Origin of the sequence: Pseudomonas putida S13.1.2 (assembly GCF_000498395.2) — a bacterium.
In the GTDB taxonomy this organism is placed as follows: Bacteria; Pseudomonadota; Gammaproteobacteria; order Pseudomonadales; family Pseudomonadaceae; genus Aquipseudomonas; species Aquipseudomonas putida_Q.
On the sequence record NZ_CP010979.1, the window covers coordinates 2,129,857 to 2,143,176 of the forward strand.

Annotated in this window: 14 protein-coding genes; 6 read left to right on the forward strand and 8 right to left on the reverse strand. The window is 63.5% G+C overall.

Annotation, left to right across the window (positions count from 1 at the left end; all coding sequences use genetic code 11):
• Positions 1 to 7 precede the first annotated feature (7 nt).
• From N805_RS09655 to N805_RS09680, 6 genes are all read left to right on the forward strand, one after another.
• Positions 8 to 1,459 (forward strand): hypothetical protein, encoded by a 1,452-nt coding sequence (locus tag N805_RS09655; protein WP_028613761.1) that lies wholly within the window; start codon positions 8 to 10, stop codon positions 1,457 to 1,459.
• A gap of 61 nt (positions 1,460 to 1,520) precedes the next feature.
• Entirely contained in the window at positions 1,521 to 2,201 is a 681-nt protein-coding gene (locus tag N805_RS09660; protein WP_028613760.1) for a C39 family peptidase, read from the forward strand.
• 45 nt (positions 2,202 to 2,246) lie between these two features.
• Positions 2,247 to 2,999, forward strand: coding sequence for a hypothetical protein (locus N805_RS09665; RefSeq protein ID WP_028613759.1), 753 nt, complete (start codon positions 2,247 to 2,249; stop codon positions 2,997 to 2,999).
• Positions 3,000 to 3,045: 46 nt separating this feature from the next.
• Positions 3,046 to 4,326: a hypothetical protein gene (locus N805_RS09670; RefSeq protein ID WP_028613758.1), complete on the forward strand. Its 1,281-nt coding sequence runs from the start codon at positions 3,046 to 3,048 to the stop codon at positions 4,324 to 4,326.
• Positions 4,327 to 4,461: 135 nt separating this feature from the next.
• Positions 4,462 to 6,663, forward strand: a complete 2,202-nt coding sequence (locus N805_RS09675) for an LTA synthase family protein (protein ID WP_028613757.1) — start codon at positions 4,462 to 4,464, stop codon at positions 6,661 to 6,663.
• Positions 6,664 to 6,757: 94 nt separating this feature from the next.
• Complete coding sequence (locus N805_RS09680) at positions 6,758 to 7,486, forward strand: DUF899 domain-containing protein (RefSeq protein WP_028613756.1); 729 nt, start codon at positions 6,758 to 6,760, stop codon at positions 7,484 to 7,486.
• Between the two features lie 118 nt (positions 7,487 to 7,604).
• Here the strand turns inward: N805_RS09680 and ureG are convergent, their stop codons facing one another.
• Genes ureG through N805_RS09720 form a run of 8 tightly spaced genes read right to left on the reverse strand, consistent with a single transcriptional unit; the run spans position 7,605 to position 13,168 of the window.
• Positions 7,605 to 8,228, reverse strand: a complete 624-nt coding sequence (ureG, locus tag N805_RS09685) for an urease accessory protein UreG (RefSeq protein ID WP_010953755.1) — start codon at positions 8,226 to 8,228, stop codon at positions 7,605 to 7,607.
• An 11-nt stretch (positions 8,229 to 8,239) separates the two neighbouring features.
• Complete coding sequence (locus tag N805_RS09690; protein ID WP_028613755.1) at positions 8,240 to 8,914, reverse strand: urease accessory protein UreF; 675 nt, start codon at positions 8,912 to 8,914, stop codon at positions 8,240 to 8,242.
• Complete coding sequence (locus N805_RS09695) at positions 8,914 to 9,459, reverse strand: HupE/UreJ family protein (RefSeq protein WP_028613754.1); 546 nt, start codon at positions 9,457 to 9,459, stop codon at positions 8,914 to 8,916. Before N805_RS09695 ends, N805_RS09690 begins: the two co-directional genes overlap by 1 nt.
• Before the next feature lie 18 nt (positions 9,460 to 9,477).
• Positions 9,478 to 9,975 (reverse strand): urease accessory protein UreE, encoded by a 498-nt coding sequence (gene ureE, locus N805_RS09700; protein WP_028613753.1) that lies wholly within the window; start codon positions 9,973 to 9,975, stop codon positions 9,478 to 9,480.
• Between the two features lie 10 nt (positions 9,976 to 9,985).
• Entirely contained in the window at positions 9,986 to 11,689 is a 1,704-nt protein-coding gene (ureC, locus tag N805_RS09705) for an urease subunit alpha (protein ID WP_028613752.1), read from the reverse strand.
• The gene (locus N805_RS09710; RefSeq protein WP_028613751.1) at positions 11,686 to 12,003 is read right to left on the reverse strand and encodes an urease subunit beta; all 318 of its coding nucleotides are present in this window, start codon (positions 12,001 to 12,003) and stop codon (positions 11,686 to 11,688) included. Before N805_RS09710 ends, ureC begins: the two co-directional genes overlap by 4 nt.
• A 19-nt stretch (positions 12,004 to 12,022) precedes the next feature.
• A complete protein-coding gene (locus N805_RS09715) occupies positions 12,023 to 12,325 on the reverse strand; it encodes an urease subunit gamma (RefSeq protein WP_016486440.1) in 303 nt (100 codons plus the stop codon).
• Positions 12,326 to 12,334: 9 nt separating this feature from the next.
• Positions 12,335 to 13,168 carry an urease accessory protein UreD gene (locus N805_RS09720; protein WP_028613750.1) on the reverse strand — a complete coding sequence of 278 codons (834 nt, stop codon included), beginning with the start codon at positions 13,166 to 13,168 and terminating at the stop codon, positions 12,335 to 12,337.
• Positions 13,169 to 13,320 lie beyond the last annotated feature (152 nt).

Here is a 13,320-nt window from a genome sequence, read left to right on the forward strand (position 1 = left end):
AATCACCATGAAACCCTCGATGGCAATCAAGCCTCTGGTGTTCGCAATTGCTGCGGTCATGGCTGTTGCTGTACAAGCTGGGCAAAACGATCGGCGTAATGACCACCATAACGGCCACCATAACAATGGTCAGCACACGCCTCCACCCACCAAGATCCCTGTGTATGCAACGGCCAATGCCTGGGATACGCAAAACAGCGCTGATAACCAGATCACCAATCAGGGCACCATCAACGAAGCCGAGATGAACCAGTCGGGTGAAGGTTCGAGCGGTAACGTCGGCATCAACGTGGCGGCCGGTAACGGCAACCAGCAGGATAACGCAGCTGCCATCGCCAACGCCGGCTCCGAGTCGAGCCTGGACAACAGCTTCGTGTTCGGCATGGCCAATGCCACAGCCGATGTCGTGCAAACCAGCACAGGCAACCGGGTCAACAACTATTCGACCCAGTCGTCGGCTGTGATGAGCGGCTCGGCCAGCGGGGCTGAGGGCAACATCGGCATCAACATCGCCGGTGGCGACCTCAACCAACAGAAAAACACCATGGCGATCGCCAACACCGGTGCTCCGCTGGGTAATGCCACTGCCACCGCGTCTGCCGAACAGGACGGCCCAGGCCTGATCGTGAACAACGCCGCCGACCGCACCTACCGGGTGGATACGATTACCATCACCACCTCGGCAAGCGGTTCGAGCTCGCGTGATGGCACGTTCAACTCGACCGACGACCGCAGCTCGTCTTCGAGCTTCAGCGTGGCCGGTGCGCAAAGTGCCAGCTCCAGCGGCTCCAGTGGCTGGAACTCCAGCGGTTCGAAAGCCAGCTCTGCTAGCGGGTCCAACAGTTCGAGCGCAAGTGGCTCGAACAGCTGGGGTGCCAGTGGCTCAGCCAGCGGCAGCAACAGCTCGTCGAGCAGTGCCAACCTGAATGCTTCGCTGGATGCAGCCGCCAACGCTACGCGTACCCTGACTACCGATGATGGCCGTCGCGAGCGCACCCGCTCCAGCACCTTCGATGGTTCGCTGAGTGCATCGCTGGATGTATCGGTCGACAAGTCGCGCGAAAGTGCATACGACTCTTCGTTCGAGAAAGCATTCGACTCCAACTACGACAAGTCGCGTGAATCGTCGTACGACAAGTCCAAGGAATCTTCGTACACCAAGTCTCACGACTCCTCGTACGAAAATGCTTCGGCCTCGGCGTTTGAAAAGTCTGGCGAAAAATCGAAACAGTCCTCCAACGACGTTTCGAAGAGCTACAGCGAAAGCAGCGCTTACGACTTGAGCAATACCGTGTCCTTCCAAGTGCTGACCCCGACCGGCTGGGCCAACCCTGTGACCAATACTGCAACCCTTAGCGGTTCGGTAAATGGTGGCAGCGGCAACCTGGGCGTGAACGTGGCGGCCGGTGTGGGCAACCAGCAGAGCAACTCGCTGGCCATCTCCAACACCTCGTTCTAAACGCTGCGCTTGAGGCCCCCTCCGGGGGGCCTTTCTTCAACACACCGGAAGGCAACCGATCATGCGTATTTTCGCCTTGGCGTTTTTGCTGTGCCTGGCCAGCGTGAGCGAAGCTGCACAAATGCCGCTGTCCGTCCTGCCGGGCGGCGCCGTGGTGTTCAAACCCCTCCAGAGCCTGCGCGAACGCAAATTTGCCGACCTGGTGCAACAGAAAACCGACTTCAGCTGCGGCGCCGCCGCGCTGGCCACCATCCTGCGCCAGGCCTACTGGCTGGATGTGGACGAACATCAGATCATCGAAGGCATGCTGGCCCACGCCGACCAGAACCTGGTGCGCACACAAGGCTTCTCGATGCTCGACATGAAACGTTACGTCGAAAGCCTGGGGATGCGTGCCCGTGGTTATCGCGTAGCGCCCGACACCCTGCACAGCGTGCGTATCCCGGTCGTGGTGCTGATGGACGTGCGCGGCTACAAGCACTTCGTGGTCATGCAGAAGGTCGACAAGGGCTGGGTGTACATCGGTGACCCGGTACTGGGCCACAAACGCTACAAAGTCGAAGACTTCCTCAAGGGCTGGAACGGCATCATCTTCGCCGTGATCGGCCAGGGTTACGACAAGAACAACATCCTGCTCGACCCGCCCCTGCCATTGACCGCCAAGGGCCGGGTGGACACCTTCACGCCAGTGAAGGACAACGAGCTGCTGGACTTCGGCTTCATCAAAAGCGACTTCTTCTAACGACTGTTCTAATGACAAGGAGCATGATGCTCCAGGGAGCATTTCATGAAGACTTCATTGTGGCTGGCCATGGCCTGCCTGGCCGCCAGCCTGCCTAGCCACGCCGAGGCGTTGAAACCCATTGAACTGAAGGACCAGGAGTTGGCGAACCTGCGTGGGCGCTATGTGATGCCGGGGCGAATCGTGAGCTTCGGCATCGTCATGAGCAGCACCTGGCAAAACGCCAAGGGTGACGTGATCGGGGCGACGTCCACGCTGCAGGTTCAGCAATCGACCATCAAGCCCCAGTTTTATGTATCGATGATTGATGAAAAAGGCACAGGTACGGCTTCGGGCAGTGCGCCTTCTGCCGGCACTGGCGTGGTAACCGGCGGCAACGGCCTTGCCACTACCGAGGGTGTGACCCAGGTGGTACGTGCGGCCGGTGACAACAACACGGCCTACAACAACGTCGATATCAACGTCACCAAGGCCAACCAGGCCCCCGCCGTGCAACAACAAGGTCAGGTGCTGGCCGCCGGCCAGACCCTGGTCGGGGAAAACGGCGCCGGCTCGCTCAGTGTGTCTTCGAGCGGTGTAGGTGTGCAGCTCAACATCAATGCCAGCAACAACCAGGGCAGCAGTGCGCAGCGCCTGGCCCAGGGGGGACTGATGCAGAATTCGACCTTGCTCGGCAACGGCAACCGGGTCAACAACATGACATCCCTGAATGTCGTCATGCGCGAGAACGTGCCGACGGCGGCTTCGCTCAACGGCAGCCTTGACCAGCTCAAAGGTCTTCGCACTTTCGGATACTGATCTACGCTCAGTCTCATCAAAAGTAGTTGGAAGGGACGGCAACTCCATGTACCGATCTTTTACGCTCAGAGCTTTTGTGTGTTTGACTACCCTGGCACCCGCCACAGCACTCTACGCAGCCGCCGACCCACAGGTGGAAGCGCTGAAACAGGAACTGATCGAACTCAAACGCCGTTACGAGGCCCAGCAACAGGCGCTGATGGTACTTGAACAGCGCGTGCGGCAGGTCGAGGAGGCCCCGGCAGCAGCGCCGCCCAAACGCCTGGTCAAGTCCCCCGCCGAAGGGGTAAAAGGCGCGCAGACAGTCGCTTCAGGCACGCCAGGCGCCACAGGCAGCTCCTACGGCCAGGCGCTGACGGCCGATTCCCAGCCGGCGCAAAGCGTTTCCAACCTGTATGACGAAGCCAGCGGATTCTTTGGCGGAGGCAAGTTCAGCTTCGAAACGGGTGTCACCTACACCCATTACGATACCCGTGCGCTCACGCTCAATGGCTTCCTGGCGCTGGATTCGATCTTCCTCGGCAGTATCAACCTTGACCGCATCAAGGCGGACAACTGGACCTTGGACATGACTGCGCGCTACAACCTGGCGCAGCGCTGGCAATTCGACATCAACGTCCCCGTGGTGTACCGCGAGTCAACTTATTCCTCCGGCGGCGCGGGGGGTGCCGGGGCCAGTACCTCCGATGCGAGCGTCACCCGCGACCCGGAAATCGGCGATATCAACGTGGGCGTGGCGTACAAGTTCCTCGATGAGGACGAGACCTGGCCTGACGCTGTTGCCACCCTGCGGGTCAAGGCGCCGACCGGCAAGGACCCCTATGGCATCAAGCTGCGCGAGGTTGACGGCAACAGCAACCTGTCAGTCCCGGAGAGCCTGCCGACCGGCAACGGCGTGTGGTCGATCACACCGGGCATCTCGCTGGTCAAGACCTTCGACCCGGCCGTGTTGTTCGGCAGCCTGTCGTACACCTACAACATGCAGGACTCGTTCAGCGATATCAGCCCGCAGGTCAACAGCAAGGTGCCGGGTGACGTGAAGCTTGGCGACTCCTGGCAAATTGGCGGCGGTATCGCCTTTGCCCTTAACGAGAAGATGAGCATGTCGTTCTCGGTGTCTGACCAGTTTGCCCGCAAGAGCAAGATCAAGCCGGATGGTGGCGACTGGCAGTCGATCTCCAACAGTGACTACAACGCCGCCAACTTCAACATCGGCTTGACCTTCGCCGCCACCGACAACCTGACCATCGTGCCCAACCTGTCCATCGGTCTGACCGACGATGCGCCTGACTTTTCCTTCAGCCTGAAATTCCCCTACTACTTCTGAGACTTGCCAGGGCCGGCCCCGCGCAAGCGGGGCCGGCTTTTGGTTACCAGCCTTGTAGCAAACCGCTTTCCCTTCCCCGGCCTGTTATCATTCAGCACAGTTGCATGACGATTTAATGGCAAAAGGGAAGTTTTTGTGAAGAACCTGTCAGACCACCCACGTACCCGGCTTGCCGCTTTGGCAACCTTGGTACTGGTGATCCCACTGGGTACGCGCGCCATGCTGGGCTGGTCCAACCCGCTCGGTTACCTGTCCGACCTCGCCCTCGGCAGCCTGCTGATGTTGCTGCTACACCGTCGGCCATGGTGGCTGGCCCTGCCAGTGCTCCTGGCCTGGGCAGCCCTGTGGGTGGCTTCGGCCGAACTGGTTAGCGCGGTGGGCCGGTTGCCCACCAGCGCCGACCTGGCCTACCTGGTCGACCCGCAATTCATGGAGAATTCGACCGGCGGCGGCCTGGCCCACGCCTGGCTGCCCTTGACCCTGGGTGCCGGCCTGCTGGCCTGGCTGGTCACCGCCTGGCGCAGCCGTGCCCAGCGCAGCACGCCGCTGCCACGCAAGGCCTGGGCCATTCCGGTGGTCCTGTTTGGTGCCCACTGGGGTAGCCAGCAGCTGGCACCTACCGACGCTGACCAGTGGCGGCAATACAACCTCACCCACCAACTCATGTCCGCCGGGGTCGGTACCCTGGAGCGCACGGTCGAAGGCTGGATGGGCCATTCGCCAACCTTCACGCCACTCCCCAGCAGTGGCCTGACCCAATCCGACCTGAACGGGCAGCGGCTGCTGGCCGGGCCTGGCAGCGCTCGCAACCTGCTGGTCATCACGGTGGAAGGTATCCCCGGGGCCTACCTGCGGCCCAACCGCCACGCCCTGCACAGCCGCTTCGACGAAGACCTGATGCCCAAGCTCAGCCAATGGGCCGAACGCGGCATGAGCACCCCGGACTACGTGCTGCATACCCACCAGACCATCCGCGGCCTCTACGCGATGCTATGTGGTGATTACGACAAGCTGGCCAATGGCACGCCAAAAGGCGTAGAGCTGCTGACCCAGAACGAGCGCAACCAGGCCTGCCTGCCCGCGCAACTGCGCCAGGCCGGCTTTACCACCCACTACCTGCAAGGTGCCGGCCTGCGCTTCATGGCCAAGGACCGCATCATGCCGCATATCGGCTTCGACTCGGTGCATGGCCTGGAGTGGTTCCGCAACAAGAACTACCTGGACTTCCCCTGGGGCAAGGATGACCGGGCCTTCTTCGAAGGGGCGCTGGGCTACGTCGGCCAGCTGCAGAAACAGGACAAGCCGTGGATGCTGACCCTGCTCACCGTGGGTACCCACCAGCCTTACTCTGCGCCAGCCGAGTATCTTGAGCGCTATGACACGCCAAAACAGGCGGCGGTCGCCTACCTGGACGATGCGCTCGGGGCTTTCCTCGACAACCTCGAACGCCAGGGCGTGCTCAAGAACACCCTGGTGGTAGTGACCTCCGACGAGTCCCATGGTATCGACGGCGTACGCCTGGCCTCGTCCTGGGGCTTCAACCTCACCCTGGCGCCGGAGCAGGCGCAGTTGCCGTCTATCAAACGCGGTACCTACGGCCATATCGACCTGGCCACTTCGCTGCTCGACTACTTTGCGCTGCCTATTCCCATGGCGCTTGGCGGCCGCTCGCTGTACCGCGACTACGACACGGGCCGCGAGATGATTTCCTACACCAACGGCATGCTGCGCTACCACAACGGCCAGGCCGTCTTCACCGAGTGTGACTTCCAGCAACGCTGCCGACGTTACGCCAGCGAGGGTTTCATTGCCGACCAGGCCCGCTACCTGGGCCCGGCTGACAGCCTGCTCGGCCAGCAGATCGGCGCGCTGGCGGGGGTGCTCGACCAGTCACTGTTGCAAACCCCGCTCAACCTGCGTTACCAGTTCGGCGGCCCATCGCCGATCAAATTGCGCAAGCGCATTCACGACGACTGGGCCGACAACCTGATCGGCGCCCAGTACCTGGAAATGCCGGAAGGCTCACATACCCGTGTGCGGGTCAAGGTGCGCTCGCTGGACCCCAAGCGTGTGGCCTACATCCAGCTCAAGGCCAAGCAACTGGAACAGGACGTACCGTTGGGCTTGCCTGCTGAAGTGAAGGTCACCGCCGACGAACCCCTGGAAATGGAGTTCAGCTTTGACAACCCGACCGAGCGCAAAGCGTTTTCCTTCCACTTGCTGGGCTACGGCGGCGGCAGGGTGGAAGTCAGCGACTTCAGCGTGATCACCGCGCTGCCCGGCGAAGAAGAAGCGGCGGATGAACTGACCGAGGGCCATATCGCCCATTCGGGCTGAGCGACTTACCGCTCATCGCCCGGCCACCGGTGCCTGTCGATCAGACCTGAGCGTGCTCGACTAGTGTGTGAATCCCCAGCGTGGAGACAGCACCATGAGCACAAGCGAAAGCAGGCACCCGGTGGTTTCCCGTAGCCAGTGGCTGGCAGCCCGCCAGCAACTGTGGCTGCACGAAAAGGCCTTTACCCACCATCGCGACGCGCTGGCAGCAGCCCGCCGCGCCCTGCCCTGGGTCAGGGTCGAACACGATTATCACTTCAAGGGGCCGGACGGCGATCTGGGCCTGGCCGACCTGTTTGCGGGCCGCAGCCAGTTGTTGCTTTACCACTTCATGTTTGTCGAGGGCTGGAGCGAAGGCTGCCCCGGTTGCTCGTTCCTGGCCGACCATTTTGACGGTGCCAACCTGCACCTGGCTCACCACGACGTGTCGCTGGTGGCGGTATCGCGCGCGCCGTATGCCGAGTTTCAGGCGTTCCGTCGGCGCATGGGCTGGCAGTTTCCCTGGTACTCGTCACAGGGCAGTGGTTTCAACGAGGACTTTGGCGTCAGTGTCGGCAGCGAGGGTGAACGGCAGTACAACTATGCGCCGTATGACGGCAGTGAAAGCGAACTGCCCGGCTTGAGTGCGTTCTACCGCGAACCGGACGGCAGCGTGTACCACACCTACTCCACCTACGCCCGCGGGTTGGACATTCTGGTCAACACGTACAACTTCCTCGACATTGCGCCACTGGGGCGCAACGAAAGCGGGACCATGGACTGGGTGCGGCATCATGATCGTTACGAAGGGCAACCCGACAAGCCACACTGCTGCCACAACTGAAGCAAGGAGCACGCACTCCTGTGGGAGCGGGCATGCCCGCGAACACCGGCGAAGCCGGTGCCAGGCACCGTGTCGCCTGATTCGCGGGCGCGCCCGCTCCCACCGGGGCCGCACTATGTCAGCCGCGCACACCCAGCATCCCGCGCTCGACAATGAAATCAATCACTGCCTGCAACCCCTCACCCTTCTTCAGGTTGCTAAAGGTCCACGGCCGCTGCGGCCGCATGCGCTGGGTGTCGCGCTCCATCACCTCCAATGAAGCCCCTACATAAGGCGCCAGGTCGGTCTTGTTGATCACCAGGAAGTCCGACTTGGTAATGCCTGGGCCGCCCTTGCGCGGAATCTTCTCGCCTTCGGCCACGTCGATCACGTAGATGGTCAGGTCGGCAAGCTCCGGGCTGAACGTGGCGCTGAGGTTGTCGCCACCGCTTTCGACGAAGATCACCTCCAGGTTGCCAAACTTGCGCGCCAGCGCCTCGACGGCAGCCAGGTTCATCGAGGCGTCTTCGCGGATCGCCGTGTGCGGGCAACCGCCGGTTTCCACGCCGACGATGCGCTCCGGCTCCAGGGCGCCAGCCTCGGTGAGGATGCGCTGGTCTTCCTTGGTGTAGATGTCGTTGGTGACCACGGCGATCTGGTAGTGGTCGCGCATGGCCTTGCACAGCGCTTCCAGCAGCGCTGTCTTGCCGGAGCCGACCGGGCCACCGACGCCGACGCGCAGGGGTTGTTGATAGCTTTGCATGAAGGCAGTCCTCAGGAACGGAACAAACGGGTGTATTGGGTTTCGTGACGCGATGAGGCAATGGCCAGCAATGGCAGGCCGCCACCGAGCTGGTCATCGCCCAGGGCCAATGCCTGGTCGAGGGCTGCCGGCAAGCCGGTGCCCAGGTCGCGCAGCAAGGTCTGGGCAGCCTGCTGGCCGAATGGCACCAGCTTGACCCCGGCCATTACCGCGCCTTCCAGCCAGGCAAAGCCATAGCCAAGGGCCAGTTGGCGCAGCGGGATTGCCCAGTGCGCAGCCAGCCAGGCCATACCGCCCAGCTGAGTCAATTCAAGGCTGGGGCGCCAGGCCGGGGCCTGGCCCAGTTGCCAGCCGTCAAGCAGCCGCGCCAACGCCGCGCCACGCTGCTGTTCTTCCAGGCGCAGCTCGGCGGTCTCGCGGTTGGCCAGCAGAAAACGGCACCAGTGGGCGAACGCCGCGGCATCCCCGGCCTGGCAAGCGTGGTACAGGCGCGCCAGCACCGGCCAGTCGAGGCAGGCCAGGGTGTCGTCGACCTGCTCGCGCTGCCAGGCCGCGAAACCGGCCGCGCCCTTTACCCAGCCCGCCTCGACTGCCCACTCCAACCCTTGCGAGTAGGTGAAACCACCCACCGGCAAGCCGGGGCTGGCCAGTTGCAAAAGGCGCAGCAATGCCAGATCGCTGTCCATCAACCGGCCAGCACCAGCGCGGCCCCGGCCAGCAAGCCGCCGCCAAAGGCCTTCTGCAGGCCGCTGTGCCGGCGCAGCAGGCAACCGCCCGCAAAGCCCGCCGCCAGCAGCAGGCCGCTGACCGTGACAAACCCTGCACTGAATTGCCAGAACGCGCTTGGCGTGGCTTCTACGCCATGCGCCCAGCCATGGAACAGGGCAAACACCGGCATGGCCATGGCCAGCAGCAACTGGCGGCTCGGCAGCAGCACCGCGCCGGCAGCCACCAGCACCGACAAGGCGATCAAGGTTTCCATGCCCAGCACGTCGCCAAACAGGTGGCCACACACTGCCCCGCCAAACATCGCCGCCAGGGTTGCCAGGGGCAGCGTCAGGCTGCGCCCGGTCAACGCCGCGAGTACCCCGGTGCCGAGCAGCATCAGCAGGTGGTCAAGGCCGGTCAGCGGGTGCAGCAGGCCGTCCTGCAGCGGATTGCTGTCATGGCCAGGGTGGGCGAAGGCTGGCAGGGCCAGCATCAGCAGAAACAGGGCGAAGGTCTTTTTCATGGGTTGCTCCAGGGCAGTTCAGGAATGGGCAGGCAGGCGTACGAACGGGTGATCGTGGCCGTGTGCATGGCTGTGGCCATGCGGTGCGCTCTGGTAGGCCCCCGCTTCGGGCTCGAACGGTGCCTGTTCGGCTTCTACTGTCAGGCCCAGGCCACGCAGCATGTCGTCCAGCACATGGTCGTGCTGGAAACGCAACAGACCAGGCTCGATCTGCAGGGGTACGTGGCGGTTACCCAGGTGATAGGCCGCACGGGCCAGCAGGTGCGGATCGGCGCAGCGCACCGTCGACACGGCTTCGGGCGCCGCCAGCACGCGGATCAGCTGGCTGCCTTCGGCATCAGCAAGCAGCTCTCCGCCGCGCAACAGGTGGCCGCGCTCGAGCATGAGCCCGGCTTCGCGGCCATCGTCCAGGGTTACCCGCAGGCGGCTCTTGATGCGGCTGTCCACGTCCAGGGTGACGGTGCCGCTCACAGCAAGCGTGCCGGGGTCGGTGATACGGCGGGTCAAGACAATCATCGGTGCTCCTTCAGAACAGGAAGTAACGCTGGGCCAGCGGCAGTTCGCTGGCCGGTTCGCAGACCAGCAGTTCACCATCGGCACGCACCTGATAGGTCTGCGCATCGACTTCGATCAGCGGCTGCAGGGTGTTGTGGACCATGTCCGGCTTGCGCACCCGGCGGCAGCCGTTGACCACGCCAATCAGGCTGCGCAGGTTCAGCTCCTCGGCCAGGCCGCGGTCCATTGCCGCCTGGGGCAGGAAGGTCATGCGTGTGGCATGCCGTGCTGCGCCGAGGGCGCCGAACATCGGCCGGTAGTGCACCGGCTGCGGCGTGGGGATAGAGCCATTGATGTCGCCCATGGGGGCGGTGACAATCATGCCGCCCTTGATCACCAGGGCCGGCTTGACCGCGAAGAACGCCGGCGACCACAGCACCAGGTCGGCCAGCTTGCCCGGCTCTACCGAGCCCACCTCGTGGCCGATGCCGTGGGTCAGCGCCGGGTTGATGGTGTACTTGGCGATGTAGCGCTTGACCCGGAAGTTGTCACTGTAGGCGGTGTCTGGCGCCAAAGGCCCGCGACGCAGTTTCATCTGGTGGGCAACCTGCCAGGTGCGCAGCACCACTTCGCCGACCCGGCCCATGGCTTGGGAGTCGGACGAGGTCATGGCAAAAGCGCCCATGTCGTGGAGGATGTCCTCGGCAGCGATGGTTTCGCGGCGGATGCGCGATTCGGCGAAGGCCACGTCCTCGGCGATGCTCGGGTCCAGGTGGTGGCAGACCATGAGCATATCCAGGTGCTCGTCCACGGTGTTGACCGTGTACGGCAGGGTCGGGTTGGTCGAGGATGGCAGCACGTTGGCCTGCCCCGCTGCGCGAATGATGTCCGGCGCATGGCCACCGCCGGCACCTTCGGTGTGGAAGGTATGGATGGTGCGGTCGCCGATGGCCGCCAAGGTGTCTTCGATGCAACCGGACTCGTTGAGGGTGTCGGTGTGGATCGCCACCTGAATGTCCATTTCCTCGGCAACGCCCAGGCAGCAGTCGATAGCCGCCGGGGTCGAGCCCCAGTCCTCATGCAGCTTGAGGCCCACCGCACCGGCCGCGATCTGCTCACGCAGCGCGTCTGGCCGCGAGGCATTGCCCTTGCCTAGCAAACCGATGTTGATCGGCAGGCTGTCGGCGGCCTGCAGCATGCGCGCCAGGTACCAGGGGCCGGGCGTGCAGGTGGTGGCATTGGTGCCGGTGGCCGGCCCGGTGCCGCCGCCGATAAAGGTGGTGACGCCGCTGTTCAGGGCCTCATCCACCTGCTGCGGGCAGATGAAGTGGATATGCGAGTCGACACCGCCGGCGGTGACGATCTTGCCCTCGGCCGCGATCACTTCGGTGCCGGGGCCCACCGGTACGTTGACACCCGGCTGCACATCCGGGTTGCCAGCCTTGCCGATCACCGCGATACGCCCGTGTTTGATGCCGATGTCGGCCTTGACGATACCCCAGTGGTCGATGATCAAGGCGTTGGTCAGCACCAGGTCCATGGCCTCGGCGGCCAGCATCTGGCCCTGCCCCATGCCGTCGCGGATGACCTTGCCGCCGCCAAACTTCACCTCTTCGCCGTAGATTGTGTAGTCCTTCTCCACCTCTACCCACAACGCCGTGTCGGCCAGCCGCACGCGGTCGCCCACGGTGGGCCCGAACATGTCGGCATAAGCCTGGCGGGAAATACGGCTCATACCCTGCCCTCCAGCGGGCCCATCACCTTGCCCTGGAACCCATAGACTTCACGCTTGCCGGCGTAGGCCACCAATTGCACGGTGCGCGCCTGGCCAGGCTCGAAACGCACGGCGGTGCCGGCCGGGATATCCAGGCGAAAGCCCAGGGTGGGCGCACGGTCGAACACCAGCGCCTCGTTGACTTCGTAGAAGTGGTAGTGCGAGCCGACCTGCACCGGCCGGTCGCCGTGGTTGGCCACACTGACACTGACCGTTTCGCGGCCAGTGTTCAGCTCGATGTCGCCAGCGGCGACCTGGATTTCACCTGGGATCATGCGGGGCTCCTGAGCGGTTTCAGACGATGGGGTCATGCACGGTCACAAGTTTGGTGCCATCCGGGAAGGTCGCTTCGACCTGCACGTCGTGGAGCATCTCGGCAATGCCGGGCATCACCTGCTCGCGGGTCAGCACCTCGCGCCCTTGGCTCATCAGCTCGGCAACGGTGCGGCCATCGCGAGCGCCTTCCAGCACAGCAGCACTGATCAGCGCCACGGCCTCCGGATAGTTGAGCTTCAGGCCACGGGCCAGGCGCCGCTCCGCCAGCAATGCGGCGGTAAACAGCAGCAATTTGTCTTTCTCTCTCGGGGTAAGCTCCATGGCGCTCTCTCAGGTAGCCCAGATACGCGGTGGGCAGGCAGGCAGGCCAAGGACGGCCGGGCGCAGCACATGCCACAGGCGTTGCAGGGTGCGTTGCAGGTGTTGGTTGTCATGGTCAAGCACACGGATAACCAGCAACGACCCCAGCAGGGTCGCGCCGGCCGGGTTGGCCAGTTCATCGAGCAGTGGGCGAACTTGCTCCAGCACCGCCTGGTCGGCGGGTGCCGCACAGAATGTAGCGAGCAGCGGGTGGCCGCCGAGCTTGTCCAGGCGCCCGCCTTCGATACGCAGGCGTTCATGCAGGCCTACTTCGTCGGGTAGCTCAATATGCAAACGGCTGTCCAGGGCGCCCTGCTCGAACCGTTCGTTCATGACAGGGCGCCCCAGGCACAGGGTTTCCCAGGCCAGCAGGCGCGCCCCGGGTTCGAGGGTGAAACGGCTGTCGAGGCTGGCGCGGGCGCCAGAAAAGAAGATGCTGTCCTGCGGCAACCATTCCAGTGTGCTGCCGGCGGCCAGCTGAAAACGTTGGGTCAGCCGCGCGGTCGGGCCGATGCTGCGGTAGAACTTGCTGGCACCGGGCATGGTCAGCAGCGCGTGGCTGCCGGGTTCCAGGTGAATGTCCAGATCAAGGCGGTCGCCAGCGACGATGCCACCTGGCGGGTGCAGCACATAGACATGGCACGGTGCACCCTCCGGGTAGAAGGGCCGCTGCACCAAAAGAGGTCCGAAATGCCGACGCGCACCAAGGCGGGTCACATCGTCACGCCTGACAAAGCGCAACTGCAGGTGGGCGCTCCAGCCTGCATCGTCTGGTTGTTGTTCGATCTGCTCCGCGAGCGACATCCTGCGGCCCCTGAAATCCGTGGCCTGCTGGCCGTTTAGAGGGTCCGACGCGGGCATTAGCTAGCGCCCGCGGCCTGACCACTCGATCAAATTCGCAGGCTGGATATAGCAGGTTGCGGGCCAACTCCGCAGGTGAAGGCAAATGAAACTTT

Excerpts from the sequence above, each read along its gene's own strand:
- N805_RS09695 (WP_028613754.1), bottom strand. The coding sequence starts at position 9,459 with ATGAAAAAGACCTTCGCCCTGTTTCTGCTGATGCTGGCCCTGCCAGCC.
- ureG (WP_010953755.1), bottom strand. The coding sequence starts at position 8,228 with ATGCAAAGCTATCAACAACCCCTGCGCGTCGGCGTCGGTGGCCCGGTC.
- N805_RS09680 (WP_028613756.1), top strand. The coding sequence starts at position 6,758 with ATGAGCACAAGCGAAAGCAGGCACCCGGTGGTTTCCCGTAGCCAGTGG.
- N805_RS09715 (WP_016486440.1), bottom strand. The coding sequence starts at position 12,325 with ATGGAGCTTACCCCGAGAGAGAAAGACAAATTGCTGCTGTTTACCGCC.
- ureE (WP_028613753.1), bottom strand. The coding sequence starts at position 9,975 with ATGATTGTCTTGACCCGCCGTATCACCGACCCCGGCACGCTTGCTGTG.
- N805_RS09660 (WP_028613760.1), top strand. The coding sequence starts at position 1,521 with ATGCGTATTTTCGCCTTGGCGTTTTTGCTGTGCCTGGCCAGCGTGAGC.
- ureC (WP_028613752.1), bottom strand. The coding sequence starts at position 11,689 with ATGAGCCGTATTTCCCGCCAGGCTTATGCCGACATGTTCGGGCCCACC.
- N805_RS09670 (WP_028613758.1), top strand. The coding sequence starts at position 3,046 with ATGTACCGATCTTTTACGCTCAGAGCTTTTGTGTGTTTGACTACCCTG.
- N805_RS09655 (WP_028613761.1), top strand. The coding sequence starts at position 8 with ATGAAACCCTCGATGGCAATCAAGCCTCTGGTGTTCGCAATTGCTGCG.
- N805_RS09690 (WP_028613755.1), bottom strand. The coding sequence starts at position 8,914 with ATGGACAGCGATCTGGCATTGCTGCGCCTTTTGCAACTGGCCAGCCCC.
- N805_RS09720 (WP_028613750.1), bottom strand. The coding sequence starts at position 13,168 with ATGTCGCTCGCGGAGCAGATCGAACAACAACCAGACGATGCAGGCTGG.
- N805_RS09665 (WP_028613759.1), top strand. The coding sequence starts at position 2,247 with ATGAAGACTTCATTGTGGCTGGCCATGGCCTGCCTGGCCGCCAGCCTG.
- N805_RS09710 (WP_028613751.1), bottom strand. The coding sequence starts at position 12,003 with ATGATCCCAGGTGAAATCCAGGTCGCCGCTGGCGACATCGAGCTGAAC.